This is a genomic window from Burkholderia diffusa (assembly GCF_001718315.1).
GTDB classification, from domain to species: domain Bacteria; phylum Pseudomonadota; class Gammaproteobacteria; order Burkholderiales; family Burkholderiaceae; genus Burkholderia; species Burkholderia diffusa_B.
Genome location: NZ_CP013362.1, coordinates 1,479,051 through 1,494,271, shown reverse-complemented (window position 1 = coordinate 1,494,271; position 15,221 = coordinate 1,479,051). Strand labels below are relative to the sequence as shown.

13 protein-coding genes and 1 pseudogene are annotated in these 15,221 nt (G+C 65.0%); 5 read left to right on the top strand and 9 right to left on the bottom strand.

Going from position 1 to position 15,221, the window contains the following annotated elements; genetic code table 11:
• Window positions 1-7: 7 nt before the first annotated feature.
• From rbfA to WI26_RS06800, 8 genes are all read right to left on the bottom strand, one after another.
• The gene (gene rbfA / locus WI26_RS06835) at window positions 8-406 is read right to left on the bottom strand and encodes a 30S ribosome-binding factor RbfA (protein WP_069225541.1); all 399 of its coding nucleotides are present in this window, start codon (window positions 404-406) and stop codon (window positions 8-10) included.
• 112 nt (window positions 407-518) lie between these two features.
• Window positions 519-3,440, bottom strand: coding sequence for a translation initiation factor IF-2 (infB, locus tag WI26_RS06830; RefSeq protein ID WP_059537220.1), 2,922 nt, complete (start codon window positions 3,438-3,440; stop codon window positions 519-521).
• A gap of 91 nt (window positions 3,441-3,531) precedes the next feature.
• Entirely contained in the window at window positions 3,532-5,007 is a 1,476-nt protein-coding gene (gene nusA / locus WI26_RS06825) for a transcription termination factor NusA (protein ID WP_069225540.1), read from the bottom strand.
• Complete coding sequence (gene rimP, locus WI26_RS06820) at window positions 5,007-5,465, bottom strand: ribosome maturation factor RimP (RefSeq protein ID WP_014897219.1); 459 nt, start codon at window positions 5,463-5,465, stop codon at window positions 5,007-5,009. The genes nusA and rimP overlap by 1 nt, the downstream gene beginning before the upstream one ends.
• 416 nt (window positions 5,466-5,881) lie before the next feature.
• The gene (gene rluB / locus WI26_RS06815; RefSeq protein WP_069225539.1) at window positions 5,882-7,576 is read right to left on the bottom strand and encodes a 23S rRNA pseudouridine(2605) synthase RluB; all 1,695 of its coding nucleotides are present in this window, start codon (window positions 7,574-7,576) and stop codon (window positions 5,882-5,884) included.
• 60 nt (window positions 7,577-7,636) lie between these two features.
• A complete protein-coding gene (scpB, locus tag WI26_RS06810; protein WP_069225538.1) occupies window positions 7,637-8,659 on the bottom strand; it encodes an SMC-Scp complex subunit ScpB in 1,023 nt (340 codons plus the stop codon).
• A 273-nt stretch (window positions 8,660-8,932) separates the two neighbouring features.
• On the bottom strand, window positions 8,933-10,135 hold the full coding sequence (locus tag WI26_RS06805; protein WP_069225537.1) for a pyridoxal phosphate-dependent aminotransferase: 1,203 nt from the start codon (window positions 10,133-10,135) through the stop codon (window positions 8,933-8,935).
• Window positions 10,136-10,199: 64 nt separating this feature from the next.
• The gene (locus WI26_RS06800; protein WP_059467647.1) at window positions 10,200-11,102 is read right to left on the bottom strand and encodes a LysR family transcriptional regulator; all 903 of its coding nucleotides are present in this window, start codon (window positions 11,100-11,102) and stop codon (window positions 10,200-10,202) included.
• A 431-nt stretch (window positions 11,103-11,533) separates the two neighbouring features.
• On the opposite strand from WI26_RS06800, the pseudogene WI26_RS06795 reads away from it, so the two are divergent.
• Both WI26_RS06795 and WI26_RS06790 read left to right on the top strand, forming a co-directional pair.
• Window positions 11,534-11,929: pseudogene (locus WI26_RS06795) on the top strand (transposase); the annotation flags it as partial.
• A 200-nt stretch (window positions 11,930-12,129) separates the two neighbouring features.
• Window positions 12,130-12,381 (top strand): hypothetical protein, encoded by a 252-nt coding sequence (locus WI26_RS06790; RefSeq protein WP_059537207.1) that lies wholly within the window; start codon window positions 12,130-12,132, stop codon window positions 12,379-12,381.
• 179 nt (window positions 12,382-12,560) lie between these two features.
• Here WI26_RS06790 and WI26_RS06785 read toward each other — a convergent pair whose 3' ends face one another.
• A complete protein-coding gene (locus WI26_RS06785) occupies window positions 12,561-12,878 on the bottom strand; it encodes a hypothetical protein (protein ID WP_059510817.1) in 318 nt (105 codons plus the stop codon).
• A 157-nt stretch (window positions 12,879-13,035) separates the two neighbouring features.
• Between WI26_RS06785 and WI26_RS06780 the strand changes: the two genes are divergently transcribed.
• The 3 genes from WI26_RS06780 to WI26_RS06770 all read left to right on the top strand — a co-directional run bounded on the left by WI26_RS06780 (window position 13,036) and on the right by WI26_RS06770 (window position 14,649).
• Window positions 13,036-13,752: a YdcF family protein gene (locus tag WI26_RS06780; RefSeq protein ID WP_069225536.1), complete on the top strand. Its 717-nt coding sequence runs from the start codon at window positions 13,036-13,038 to the stop codon at window positions 13,750-13,752.
• Between the two features lie 221 nt (window positions 13,753-13,973).
• On the top strand, window positions 13,974-14,255 hold the full coding sequence (locus tag WI26_RS06775) for a hypothetical protein (RefSeq protein ID WP_059467651.1): 282 nt from the start codon (window positions 13,974-13,976) through the stop codon (window positions 14,253-14,255).
• A gap of 136 nt (window positions 14,256-14,391) precedes the next feature.
• A complete protein-coding gene (locus WI26_RS06770; RefSeq protein ID WP_006486090.1) occupies window positions 14,392-14,649 on the top strand; it encodes a hypothetical protein in 258 nt (85 codons plus the stop codon).
• Window positions 14,650-15,221: the final 572 nt, after the last annotated feature.

The window sequence follows — 15,221 nt, the reverse complement described above, 5'->3', positions numbered from 1 at the left end:
CGCGCGCTCACTCGTCCTTCGCGGGCGCGTCGGCTTCGTCGTCGTCCTTCGCGCGCGTCGAATTGGCTTCCTTGATCAGGCGCGACATTTCCACGGCCTTCTCGATCGTCTGATCGTAATGGAAATGCAGCGTCGGCACCGTATGGATATGCAGGCGCTTGAACAGCAGGTTGTGCAGGTGACCCGACGCATGATTCAACGCTTCCTGCGTCTTGTCCGGATCGCCGGTGAGCGCCGTGAAATAGATCTTCGCGTGCGCATAATCCGGCGTGAGTTCCACGCTCTGGATGGTCACGATGCCGATGCGCGGATCTTTGACCTCGCGCATGATGAGTTCGGACAGATCGCGCTGAATCTGGTCGGCGATCTGAACGTTGCGATTGGGGGAAGTACGTTTCCTGGACATGATCGATCCGTGATCCGTTTATCAGGATAAAGCGGCGCGCCGCGGGCACGCCACCATGAAAATGGGCGGGACAGGCCCAAGCCTGCCCCGCCCAAGAGCCGATACGCGACGATTACAGCGTACGTGCGACTTCGGTTACTTCGAAGACTTCGAACTGGTCGCCTTCGATGATGTCGTTGAAGTTCTTCACCGACATACCGCACTCGAAGCCTTGCTTGACTTCCTTCACGTCGTCCTTGAAGCGCTTCAGCGATTCGAGTTCGCCCGTGAAGATCACGACGTTGTTGCGCAGCACGCGAACCGACGACGAGCGCTTGACGATACCGTCGGTGACCATACAGCCGGCAACCGTACCGACCTTCGGCACCTTGAACACCTGGCGCACCTCGACCATGCCGGTCACGACTTCGCGCTTCTCCGGCGCCAGCATGCCCGACATCGCGGCCTTCACCTCATCCACTGCATCGTAGATGATGTTGTAGTAGCGAATGTCGATACCGTTCGCTTCGGCCAGCTTGCGTGCCTGTGCATCCGCGCGCGTGTTGAAGCCGATGATGACCGCCTTCGATGCCGTCGCGAGGTTGACGTCGTTTTCGCTGATGCCGCCCACCGCGCTGTGCACGATCTGCACGCGCACTTCGTCGGTCGACAGCTTGAGCAGCGACTGAACGAGCGCTTCCTGCGAGCCCTGCACGTCCGCCTTGATGATGAGCGGCAGGTTCTGCACTTCGCCTTCGCCCATCTGCTCGAGCATGCTTTCCAGCTTCGCGGCCTGCTGCTTCGCCAGCTTGACGTCGCGGAACTTGCCCTGGCGGAACAGCGCGATTTCGCGCGCCTTGCGCTCGTCCGGCAGCACGATCACTTCCTCGCCTGCACCCGGCACTTCCGACAGACCCTGGATTTCGACCGGAATCGACGGGCCGGCTTCCTTCGTCGGCTTGCCGTTCTCGTCGAGCATCGCGCGCACGCGGCCGTAAGCCGTGCCTGCCAACACGATGTCGCCACGGTTGAGCGTACCGGACTGCACCAGGATCGTGGCGACCGGGCCCTTGCCCTTGTCCAGCTTCGCTTCGATCACGATGCCCTTGGCCGGCGCCTCGACCGGCGCCTTCAGTTCCAGCACTTCGGCCTGCAGCAGCACGTTTTCGAGCAGGTCGTCGATACCGGCACCCGTCTTCGCCGACACCGGCACGAACGGCGAATCGCCACCGTATTCTTCCGGCACGACACCTTCCGCGACCAGCTCCTGCTTGACGCGGTCCGGGTTCGCTTCCGGCTTGTCGATCTTGTTGATCGCCACGACGATCGGCACACCACCCGCCTTCGCGTGAGCGATGGCTTCCTTCGTCTGCGGCATCACGCCGTCATCGGCCGCCACCACCAGCACCACGATGTCGGTTGCCTTCGCGCCGCGTGCACGCATTGCCGTGAACGCCTCGTGACCCGGCGTATCGAGGAACGTGATGACACCGCGCGGCGTTTCGACGTGGTATGCGCCGATGTGCTGCGTAATGCCGCCCGCTTCGCCCGCTGCAACCTTCGCGCGGCGGATGTGGTCGAGCAGCGAGGTCTTGCCGTGGTCGACGTGACCCATCACGGTGACGACCGGCGGACGCGGCAGTTGCTCGGCATCGGTACCGGTCTCGCCTTCGACCAGCAGCGCTTCCGGGTCGTCCAGCTTCGCAGCGACCGCGCGGTGGCCCAGTTCCTCGACGACGATCATCGCCGTTTCCTGGTCCAGCACTTGGTTGATCGTGACCATCTGGCCCATCTTCATCATCACCTTGATGACTTCGGAGGCCTTGATCGACATCTTGTGCGCAAGATCGGCAACCGAGATGGTTTCCGGCACGTGCACTTCACGCACGATCGGCTCGGTCGGCGCCTGGAACGTCGATGCGCTGTCCTGGTGACGGCCGCGACCCTTCGGGCCGCCGCGCCAGCCGCGGTCGACGCCACCGCTCGAATCGCCGCGCGTCTTGATGCCACGGCGCTTGGCCGCGTCGTCCTGCCAGCCGCCCTTGCCGCCGCCCGGCTTCTTGTTGCGGTCGCCCGCGCCTGCCGGTGCCTGCGTCGCCGCCGGGGCTGCGCCGGCCGGCTTCTTCACGGCCGGACGTGCCTGCGCGGCTGCACCCGCCGGCTTCGCCGGCTTGTGCAACGTGCCCTTCGCTTCGGCCGGCTTCGGCGGTTCAACCGGCTTCGGCGGCTCGACTGCCTTGACCACGGCCTTGCGCGGCGTGTTCATCATTTCGCGGATCGCGCGCGCTTCGGCCTCGGCCGCCGCGCGACGCTTGCTGATCTCTTCCTGCTCGGCGCGCGCCTTGTCGGCCGCTTCGCGGGCAGCGTCCTCGGCCTTCTTCGCCGCTTCGCGCTGGGCCGCGCGTTCGGCGGCCGCGCGTGCTTCGTCCTGTGCGGACTGCGCACCGGAAGCTTCCTGCTGAGCCTCGGCGGCCTGCTGGGCCGCAGCCTGCTGTGCCGCTGCGGCTTCGGCCGCGGCGCGTTTCGCCGCTGCTTCTTCCTCTGCACGGCGACGCTCGGCTTCGGCCGCTTCCTCACGGGCACGGCGCTCGGCTTCCTCGCGCTCGAGACGCTCCTGGCGCTCGCGCAGTTCCTGCGCTTGCTTTTCGAGCAGCTCGGCCTCGCGGCGCGCTTCTTCCTCGCGACGCTTCAGATCGGCATCGTCATCCGCTTCGGCGACCTGCGCCTGACCCTGTTCCGCACCCTCGGCCACGTCGTCGCGCTTGACGAACGTACGCTTCTTGCGGACCTCGACCTGAATGGTGCGAGCCTTGCCCGTCGCGTCAGACTGCTTGATCTCCGACGTATGCTTGCGGGTCAGCGTGATCTTGCGCTTGTCGCCGTCGGTTGCGCCGTGCGACTTGCGCAAATGATCGAGCAGACGCGCCTTGTCCGCCTCGGACAGCGCATCGTCTTCACTCGCTTTCTGGACGCCCGCTGCCTGCAGCTGTTCGAGCAGCACACCAGCAGGCATTTTCAGTTCCGCGGCAAATTGGGCTACGTTGTTACTCGCCATTCATTCCTCTTAGTGCAAGGACCGATTCCTTGCGGTTAGCATCGGGTCAGGCCATACGGCCGCCATCAAATCAGTGCGCCATGGTCATTTCTCACTGGAACCAGTGTTCACGTGCTTTCATGATCAACGCCTTAGCGGCATCCTCTTCCATCCCGGTCATGTCGACCAGTTCATCCACGGCCAGCTCGGCGAGATCGTCGCGCGTCTGCATGCCGTGTTCGGCCAGCTTCGCGAGCAACTCCGGCGTGACGCCGTCGAGGCCCTTCAAATCCAGCGCTGCGTTTTCGACCTTTTCTTCGTTCGCGATCGCCATCGTCAACAGTGCATCGCGCGCGCGGTTGCGCAGCTCGTGCACGGTGTCCTCGTCGAACGCCTCGATTTCGAGCATTTCGTTGAGCGGCACGTAAGCGATCTCTTCGAGGCTCGTGAAGCCTTCGTCGATCAGGATGTCGGCAACTTCTTCGTCGACGTCGAGACGCGCCATGAACAGCGAACGCAGTCGATCGCGTTCTTCACCCTGCTTCAGGGCGGATTCGTCCGGCGTCATGATGTTGATCTGCCAGCCGGTCAACTCGCTGGCAAGGCGAACGTTCTGACCGCTGCGGCCGATCGCGACAGCCAGCTCGTTCTCGTCGACGACGACGTCCATCGAGTGCTTTTCTTCATCGACGACGATCGACTGGACGGCTGCCGGCGCGAGCGCGCCGATCACGAACTGGGCGGGATCCTCGGACCATAGCACGATGTCGATGTTTTCGCCACCGAGCTCGTTGCGCACAGCCTGCACACGCGAACCGCGGATGCCGACGCAGGTGCCGATCGGATCGATCCGCTTGTCGTAGGCGATCACGCCGATCTTCGCGCGTACGCCCGGATCGCGAGCGGCCGCCTTGATTTCGAGCAGGCCCTGCTCGATTTCCGGCACTTCCATCTCGAACAACTTCATCAGGAACTCTGGCGCCGTGCGCGAGAGTTCGATCTGCGGGCCACGCGCGGTGCGGTCGACCTTCGCGATGTATGCACGCACGCGGTCACCCACGCGCAAGTTTTCCTTCGGAATCAGCTGATCGCGGCGCAGCAGCGCTTCGACACGGCCCGATTCGACGATGAAGTTGCCCTTGTCGAGGCGCTTCACCGTGCCCGTCATGATCTTTTCACCGCGCTCGAGATAGTCGTTCAGGATCTGCTCGCGCTCGGCATCGCGCACCTTCTGCAGGATCACCTGCTTGGCGGCCTGCGCGCCGATACGGCCGAACTCGATCGACGGCACCGGCTCCTCGATGAATTCACCGACTTCGATGTCGGGCTTCTGCTCACGCGCTTCGAACAGCAGGATCTCGCGATCCGGCTCCTGCAAGCCTGCCTCGTCGGGCACGACGAGCCAGCGACGGAAGGTTTCGTGCTCGCCGCTTTCGCGATCGATATGGACGCGGATTTCGGCGCCTTCGTCGAACAGCTTCTTGGAAGCGGACGCGAGCGCAGCCTCGAGGGCGCCCAGCACCACATCCTTGTCGACGTTTTTCTCGCGCGCCAGCGCATCCACCAGCATCAACACTTCGCGACTCATTATTTGCGGCTCCTAAAGTCAACTTGCGGAATCAGGCGGGCTTTGTCGATATCGGCCAGCGTGAAATCCAGCATGGCTGCCTCGCCCTTCTTCCTCTCAAATTCCAAACCGATCGTTTCGCCATTCGGCGCGTGCAGAATGCCCCGGTACGTCTTGCGCCCGTCCAGCGGCTTTTTCAAGGTCACGGAAACTTCGCTGCCGGCGAAGCGCTCGAAGTCGGCCAGCTTCTTCAACGGGCGGTCGAGCCCCGGGGACGAGACTTCGAGCCGTTCGTAATCGATGTTTTCGACCGTCAAGACGTGCTGGAGCTGACGCGTGACCTTTTCGCAATCTTCGAGCGAGATGCCGGCAGGCTGATCGATATAGATGCAAAGCATGCCGCGCCCGGTGCGCTCGAGATCCACCAGCTCGTAGCCGAGCCCGGTGACCGTGGTTTCTATCAGTTCCGTCAGTTGCACAGTGTCCTCTCAGGTGTTCGCGCCCGCCGCTCGCGATTCACCCGCGGGCGCGCGCCTTAGCCGGCGCAGGAAGCGCTACCCGAGATGCCTAACCGTTTCAGCAAAAAAAAATGGGCGGAACGCCCATCTTCTTACTGGTGGTCGCACCTGAGCCGCACATTGAATCCGTACGCCCAGCGACTCCGCGATTATAGCGATTTTTGGCGCAAACGCCAAGCCAGCCGGTAAAAGCAGCGTCTGGGCCGCCTTTACCGACCAAAAATGCGAAACCGGCCTGTCCGAACAGACGGCACAATCCGGCAGCGCGATATAGACAGTCGAAAGCAAGCCACGCACGGCGAAGTGCCGACCCAACCTGATTCGCGCCAACATTGCCGGCACACCGGCGGTTTCACACCGCCAACCGCCAGAAACGCTCAGCGGCCGCGGGAGCGATTGCGCTGCGGACGCTGGCCGCCGCGCGCGCCACCGCCGCCGCCATTGCCGGCGCCTTCGGCGCGATTGCCGTTGGGATTGCGGTTACCGCCCTTGCCGCCGCGCTTGCCGCCTGCGCCCTCACGCTTCGGGCCGGCGCCATACGACGCGCGATTGCCATCGACATCGCGACCGCCACCCGAGCGGTTGCCGTAGCCCGACGGCGAAACCGGCAGACTGCCGTAGCCGCTCAGGCCAGGCAGGCCCGGGGCGCCACGTCGACCGCCACCGCGACGCGGCTGATCGAGCTGACCATGCGTGGTCAGCACCGGCTCGCGGCTGATGAAGCCCATCGACGTCTGCATCGGATCCGGCTGGCGACGCTCGGCCTGCCCGCCGCCACCGCGCTTGCCCTTCTCCTCGGACGGCGCCTTCAGGCCGACGGTCGCCATCAGCTTGCGCACCTGCGCTTCGTCGAGCTCCTCCCAGCGACCGCGCTTCAGCCCGCGCGGCAGCGGAATCGGGCCGTGACGCGTACGGATCAGGCGGCTCACCATCAGGCCGGCCGCCTCGAACATCCGGCGCACTTCGCGGTTGCGGCCTTCAGCCAGCGCAACGTGGTACCAATGATTCGTGCCTTCGCCGCCGCCATCGCGGATGCGCAGGAAGTTCGCCGGGCCGTCATCGAGTTCGACGCCGTGCAGCAGCTTCTGCCGCATCCCCTCGGACAGCTCGCCGACGACGCGCACCGCATACTCGCGTTCGACGCTGTAGCGCGGATGCATGAAACGGTTCGCGAGATCGCCCGACGTCGTCAGCATCAGCAGACCTTCGGTGTTGAAGTCGAGACGACCCACCGCGAGCCATTTCGCCGTCTTCATCGGGGGCAGGCGGTCAAACACCGACGGACGACCTTCCGGGTCTGCGTGGCTCACGATCTCGCCCGTCGGCTTGTGGTACAGCAGCACGCGCGGCGGCTTGTTCGGCAGCTTGCGCTTGACCGGCTTGCCGTTGATGCGGACCTGGTCGGTCGGCATGATGCGCTGGCCGATGTGCGCGGGCTCACCGTTCACCGACACGCGGCCGGCAACGATCAGCTCTTCCATTTCACGGCGCGAGCCCATGCCGGCTTCCGCAAGCACCTTGTGGAGCTTCGGCGCGTCGTCGTCCGGCGACAGCACGCGCTTGTTCGTCGGCTGGTTGCGGCCGCGACGCAGCATCGGCGCACGCACGCCGCTGCCGCCCGTCGAATTGTCCGCATCGAATGCCGGCGACGTCACGTAGGCGAACAGGTCGTCCTGCGACGCCGCGTCGCCGTCGGCCTTCACTGCGCCGCCCTCGGCTTTCGCCGAACCACCGCGCCGCCCCTGGCCGCCCTGGGCACCCTTGGCCGCACCTTCACGCTTGCCGGCCGGCTTGCGGCCGCCCTTCGCCGCACCTTCCTTGCGTGGCGCGCGTGCAGGCTGAGCTTCCGCGGCCGGCTGCGCTTCCGCGCCTTCGCCGCCCTGCGACTCGCCATCGCCCTTCGACTTGGCCGCCGCGCGGCGGCGCGCGATCAGGCTGCGCGGCCCGCGCCGCAGGCCGCGGCGGGGACGCTCGTCACCACCTGCGGCCGGAGCATCCTGCTCCGGCGCATCGTCGGCGCGCGCGGCCTGCACGGCAGGCGCGGACGATTCAATATCGTGGATATCAGTCAAAACAACCTCAAAATGTCAGGTCTCGCGCCCGGTTCGGGCGCGGCAAGAAGTCGGCCGCGATCAGGCGCGGCGCTGTTCGGGTTCTGCTTCGTCGTCCGGCAGTGCGGCGGCGCCGATGGGCGCGCCGGCACTGCGTACGGCATCGGCGAGACTGTCGGACGTATCGTCCAGCAACTCGTCGTCCGCGGGACTGGAGCGAGAGGCGTCGGCTTGGCCAGCCTCGCCCGGCATGTCGCCGGCCGCTTCCGCTCCGTCTCCGGCAACCGCGTCGGCGGCCGGCCTGCGATCTTCCTCGTTCCCTTCCGCGCGCAGCGGCTCGGGCTGCCCGCCGGCCGGCGCTGCTTCGGCGCCGCCCTGTTCCACCTGAACGCGATCAGCTTCCAGCGTATCGCGGTTCGGCATTTCCTGCGTCGTCGCACCTTCCGCTGCGGCGCCGCCCGGCAATTCATCCGGCTGCATCTGCAACACGTCGGCCGCTGCTTCGCCGGCTTCCTGCGCCGCGTCCGCCGCCGGCGCATCGCCGTCGAAATCCATCGCCTGCTGCGCGAGCAGCGCGGCCTCGATGTTCGCGGCCGGTTCCTCGAGCGCCGGCAGGTCGTCGAGCGCCTTCAGGCCGAGATCGTCAAGGAACTGCTTGGTCGTCGCGTACAGCGCCGGACGTCCCGGCACGTCGCGATGCCCGATCACCTCGATCCAGCCGCGGTCCTCGAGCTGCTTGACCACCTGCGTATTGACCGTGACGCCGCGAATCTCTTCGATGTCGCCGCGCGTGACGGGTTGCCGATACGCGATGATCGCGAGCGTTTCGAGCACCGCGCGCGAATATTTCGGCGGTTTCTCGGGATGCAGCCGGTCCAGATAATGGCGCATCGCCGGCTTGCTCTGAAAGCGCCATCCGGTTGCCAGCGCCACCAGTTCGACGCCGCGGCCGGACCAATCCTGTTTCAGATCTTCGAGCAACGTGCGGACCGTGTCAGCCGACACGCCGTCGGCAAAGAGCTTGCGCAAATCGCCGAGCTTCAGCGGTTCTTGCGCGCAGATCAAGGCAGTCTCGAGGACGATCTTCGCCTCTTGGGTATTCATGCAGCTAGGCCAGACCCTGTGGTCAAACGAACCGGATCAACAAACAGACGAAAGGAACGGAAGACGCGCTCGCCCGATTCTGATCGGTCATATTGATGGGAGCACGAACCGGGGGCGGCGAACCAACTTCAAGCCAGGCCCAAACCGGACGGAACAGCACGGCTCAACGACGGAACCGCGTGACTGAGCGCCATCTTACGCAAAATTGCCCGGTGCGTAAAGATGAGCCGAAACGGCCCGCCGCCCGCACGCCGCGGCAGATCCGCCCCCGCTTCAACGCGGGCCCGCACCGCGCGCGAGGAACGCCCGCAAGCGCTCGACGCCCGCGTCGAGCCGCACCGGGTCGCACGCGTAGCACCAGCGCACGAACCCTTCCCCCTCCGGGCCGAACGCGCGTCCCGGCGCCAGCCCAAGCCCCGCCTCGCGGACCAGCGACTTGCAAAACGCGAGACTATCGTCCGCGCCCGGGAGGCGCAGGAACAGGTACATCGCGCCCGGCGGAGGCGGCACATCGACGCCCGGCAACGTGCGCAGCGCGGCGAGCAGGCGGTCACGTGCGCCACCCAGCGCCGCAACGAACGACCGCACGAACGGCTCGCCGTCTCGCAGCGCAACCTCCCCCGCGGCCTGGACGAAACCCGGCGCGCACGACGTGTTGTATTCGACCAGCTTCGACAGATCGCCCATGATCGACGCCGGCGCGACCAACCATCCGAGCCGCCAGCCCGTCATCGCCCAGGCCTTCGAGAACGAATTCACGACGATGAGTCGCTCGTCGCGCGACGCGATGTCGAGAAACGACGGCGCGCCGTCCGCAGTGAACGCGAGCCGTTCGTACACCTCGTCGGCGACCACCCAGATGCCGTGACGCCTGCAATGCGCGAGTACAGCCCGCTGGTCGTCGCGGGACATCGTCCAGCCGGTCGGATTATTCGGCGAGTTCACGAACAGCATCCGTGTGTCGGGCGTCAGCGCCGCGAGCAGCCGGTCGATATCGAGCCGCCAGCCCGCATCGCCATGGCGCAGCGGGATGCACTCGACATGTGCACCGAGTATCTTCGGGATTTCAACGAGGTTCGGCCAGAGCGGCGTGACCGCGACGACGCGATCGCCAGGGCCGACCAGCAGTTGCGCCGCCAGCATCAGCGCGCTCACGCCCGAACTCGTCACGGCGATCGCATCGGCCTCGGTCTCGCCGTGACGCGTGCTCACATAGGCGGCAATCGCGCTGCGCAACGGTACCGTGCCGAGATTGTGCGTGTAGAAAGTTGCGCCGTCGCTCAGCGCCGCGGCAGCCGCGTCGCGAATGAATGCCGGCGTCACGCGATCGGATTCGCCGAACCAGAACGGCAGCACATCGGGCACCCCGAAGCCGGCGTTCGAGACTTCCCTGATCAGCGACGGACGCAGCGCCTGGACCGCGCTGCGTGCCGCCGGCTCGCCCGCCGCCGGGCCGACATCTGCGAAATGCGTCATCGAGAACCGCCACCGAGGAACACGATTCGCGCAGTGTACCGGCGTGCGCGCCGGATCAACACCCTCAATCGAGGTCTTCCGAGCGCGCCGGCATCTGGCGCGCGAGTTCCCAGATCGCCTGCGCGGCCGGCGACAGCGATCGATCGCGGCGGCGCACCAGTTCGACGGTGCGCTCGGTACGCGGCGTCAGCGGCCGCGCGACCAGCGACGATCCCGCCGGCAACGGCAGCGACAGCCACGGCTGCACGCTCACGCCGACACCGGCCTCGACGAGCCCGAATACAGTCGCCGAATGCCCGAGCTCCTGCATGACCGTCGCGTTCACCCGATGGGCAGCCAACGCGGCGTCGATCAACGGCCGGCTTCCGGACGCATGGTCAAGCAGGACGAGGCGCTCCCCGTCGAGCGCCGTCCAGGGCACTTCGGTCCGTGCCGCGAGCGGGTGATCGGCGCGCGCGACCAGGCAAAACGAGTCGGTCATCAACGGCTCGCAGACGAGATCGGCAACGGTGAGCGGCCCGATGACGACACCGAAATCGACCTCGCTCGACTTCACTTTCCGCAGCACGTCGCTCTGCACGTCGTCGCGCAGGCCGAGCGTGACGAACGGGAACTGGCGCTCGCAGGCCGCGACGACGCGCGGCATCAGCCGGCACGCGATCGTCGGGCTCGCGGCGACGATCACGCGCCCGCGCCGCTGCTCGCCGATCTCGCGAATCTCGCGCAGCGTGTCGTCGAGATCGTCGAGCAGGCGGGACACGCTCGCGATCAGGTTCGCCCCGACGTCGGTCAACTGCACGTCGCGGGTCGTCCGGTCGATCAGCTTCAGCCCGAGCTCGGTCTCGAGTTCCCGCACGCAACGGCTGACCGCGGACTGCGTGAGTCCGATCTCGTCACCCGCGCGGCTGAAGCTCCGGAGCCGCGCAACCTCGATGAATACGCGAAGCTGGCGCAGCGTAACGTTCATCCGTTCACCTCATCAATCGTCGATACCGATGCACGATTGTAATGCGCAAAATCGGCTTCGATGAGCGAATCCGGCACTGGCCACACATGTTTCGCTGCGGTGCAATATTCACGCAAACGCACGTGCCACGGGCGAATTGCACAAGATTGGTGATTGTCCTGATTTGCTGGCGGGTTATTTTGGCGTCTTATACGCCCCTAGCTGACTTAGCCGTTAGCCCGCTGCCAAGCGGCTCTCGAGGGAATCGCCTCCGACATGGCACACATCGTGCTTTTACCTGGCGCACAGGGCGCAGGTTTAGTCGGACGGAAGGCAGAAACGCCGCTGCCGGCCAACCGGACGCCCCCACCCGGCACTCGACGCTCGAGTGCTTGAAGAGTGCGCGGCGCAGGGCAGCGCACCGGAGTTAGCTTCGCTGAGGTGAGGACATGATGCTGTTCGACGATTTGAGAGATAACGAGTGGGCGCTGGTCGAGGGTCTGTTTTGCTCGGAACCCGCACGTAGTGAACGGCGTGGCCGTCCCCGCGTGGAGGCCCGTTCGGTGGTAAACGCCGTGCTGTGGGTGCTGTCGACCGGCGAAGGTTGGTCGAAGCTGCCGGGTCGCTATCCGTCGCCGCCGACCTGCCGCCGTCGCTTCGACGAATGGCAGGCAGACGGTACGCTCGCCGAAATCGTCAAGCGCCTTGGCACGAGCGGCCGCCAGATCTCGCTGCGCGGGCGCATCGGGGCAAGCGCGGCGAAGCCGCCTGCACCGCCGAGCCGCGACCGGTTGCGCGGCGCCTTCTGGACCAATCCGGAATCCTGGCGCGCCCCTGTGAAGATGGCGTAACGCATGCTCGATCGGGCGGCTTCGGCCGCCCGGTTTCTTTCGCGCCACGCGCTTTGCGCGGCGCCCGCGTCGTCGTCGATTACCGCTGTCGTGCCGCGATACATCTATTTACTATTATTTACAGCAAGCCTGCACTCCCGCGCTTACCGTAGCGACATATCAACAAGCCGCGCCGATGGCTTGAAGGGAGCCCCGCCATGAAACCAATGTCACTGCTCGTCGCATGCGGCATTGTCGTTTCGCTGGCGCTGACCGCCCCCGCCCGCGCCGACGATCGCGCGAAGCCACCCCACCGCCAGCAGGATCACCGAAACACCCTTCGCCAGCAACCGCCCGCCACGTCACTCAATCGACCGACCGTGCCACGCGGCGATTTGCGCGGCGACATCGCCAGCAACGCACGTGCACGCATCGGATCGCAGCCGACGGACTTCCCGCGTCATCCGTAGTCCGCAGGATTTCGTCAAAGAAAATTCCGGAGTTCGGGAACTGCTCGACATACGATGAGTCACATCCGTTGCCATGAGCACAGCGTGGCAACAGCATAAGTATCCGGTACGCCCGTATCCTCGCGATACGGGCTTTTTTTTGAGTGTCGCCCGCGACGGGCGAGATCATGAGCGCGCCGCTACAGGCGACTTTCGAGAATCGCCACGGCGCTCGCTTCGCTCAACGCGTAGTCGTCCATACGGCGATCGGTCCAGGAAAGTAATTTTTCGTCGCGCTCGAGGCGCGCGCATTCGGCCCGACCACTATCGGTCAGCACTGCGATGTCGACCGGTGCATGGAAACCCGGTGCGGGGGCAACCGTCTTCTGCCTGACCGTGTCCATCAGCCCCAGCGACCGGAGATACTCGAACACGCCCGGGCGGCGCGCCCACGGTACCTGGCGGTACTGCACTCGTCTCAATGCGTCGAGCACCGCTTCGTTGGAATACGTGGCCATCTCGATTCTTTCTTAAAGTGCAGCGACAATGCGAAGCGGCGCGCCGGGCGGGAGCTCCACCCGCCGATACCGCCACCGATTCTGGGGGCCGACGTTCGGCGTCGCATCAGGGCCGGATCGTCAGCCGTCCATAAAAAGACACCATACCCCAATCAAATTGATTCTGTTCGATTCATTTGTACTTCTCTTCATCGGTTTCATGCTCTTCCGCAAACGGCGCAGACTCATCGCGATCGCAAGCGTCGCGCTGCTCTGGCTGCTCGCGACAGGCTGGCTCACCGCTCCGCTCATCGCATGGACCGAAGCGGGCGTGACGCCGGTCGAGCGCCCCGACATGCACGGCCGAACCACACTGATCATCATCGGCATCGGCACACGGCGCAGCGATACCGGCCTGCGGCCACCGCCCGACGGCGAAGCACGCATCCGCACGACCGCGGCACTCTACCGCACGTGCCGCGAGCAGGCGATCCGCTGCACCGTGGTGATGTCAGGCGGGGACCCGCAACATCACGGTGAAACCGAGGCGGCCGTCTACGGGCGCCGGCTGATCGCGGAAGACGTCGCTCCAGGCGACCTCGTTCTCGAGCCGAACAGCCGCACCACCTACGAAAATGCGAAATTCACCGCTTCTATACTACGCTCACAACATGACGACTCGCGCATTCTCGTCGCGTCGTCGTACCAGATGCGACGTGCATTGCTGGATTTCCGCCACTTTGGCGTCGATCCGCAGCCCGTTTATTCCAACCGCCGGCGGGCTCAAACGGGCTGGCTGCCCCGCTGGCACAACATGGAAGACGCGAATCAGGCATTGCATGAGTTGATCGGCATCGCGCAATTCCACGTCTACCGATGGCTCGGCTGGTTTTGATGGCGACGCGTGCAGCAAAGGCGAAAGCAACGGTACCGCCCGGGATGGCATGCGAATGACGGAATGCACAAGTGTTGCGCGACTTCAACGGGGCCTTGCGCTGCGCCGCGATCCGGTGCACATTGATCCGTCACTTTTGTTACACTCGACACGCACTCGATTGCAGTCGCCAGACAAAACGGCAACATTCGGGTTCATCACCACTTAGCGGAGGTAAAGCAATGAAGAAGACGTCCCTGGCTATTCTGGTCGCGATGTCGGCGCTGACTGGCGCAGCGTATGCGCAAGAGAGCACGCAAATCCAGACCATCACCGACCCGGCCAAGATCGCCGAGATCGAGCAGCGCGCACAGGCCCTGCAACAGCAGCAAGCAGCCGAGGCTGCACAGCCCGCGGCGCAGGAAGAGCACCACGGCAAGAAGGCAGCTCACCACCACAAGGCAGCGAAGAAGGCTGGCAAGAAAGCCGCCAAGGCCGCTCCGGCAGACGCTGCCAGCCAGTAAGTTCGGCGGCACCGCACAAGCGAAAAGCCGAATCCGGGCAACCGGGTTCGGCTTTTTTGGTTGCGGCGCCTGCGCGCTGTGCTAAAGTCGCGCACCGAAATTTTCCACCCGTGCGCACCCCGGTGCGGAGGACAGCATGAGCAACATTCAACTCGACATCGAGTGGACCGAAGCAGCCACTCGCAAGATCAAGCAACTGATGCCGCGCGGCTCGGACGACGCCTTCCTCGCGCTGCCGCCGATCGAGTGCCTGCCGATGGAGGGCGACGTGCTTTTCCTCGGTCCGCAAGGCAAGCAGCAACCGTTCATCGTCGCCGAACGCCAGTATCACCACGATGGCGATGCCGACTGGACGATCATCCTGATTCTCGACGTGCCCAGCGCGTCGCACTGACGCGTCGCAGCGGCCGGCAACGCGTCCGGCCGCACCACCCTGCTTACGCGAGCTTCGACAGCACGCGGTCCCGGACCGATCGATTCCAGTCCAAGGCGGCTTCGCGACGTGCCGGAATGTGCGCAGAACGCGCATGCACGGCCAAAGCGACCCGGCCTCCCGGTGCTCGACGAATACGCGCCAACTCCCCAATTCAGAAAAGATTGCGAATCAGCGAATCGGCACGCACCGGATCGCGATGTCTCTCATTACGGCCCCACCAAAAAAATTGCCCGCGCTTCAGAAGAAGCGCGGGCGAAACCGTCGCCCTACGAGGATAGGCGACGGGGCCATCGAGATCCGCGCACGACGCGGATCGTCATCGGTTACGCCGGCGCTCGCAGCGCCGGCATCTGAAGACATCGAAACCGTTGATCGGGCGCTCGCGACGCCTGCCCGGTCTCTGATGCCAATCCTCCCTGTCCTAACGATTCGCACTTATAAAGCAGTTTGCGTGCCAGGTGCATTTTCGAAAGTACGCTATTGATCCATAAGGATATTTTTCGTATTCACGACGATGTAACACCCGTTCT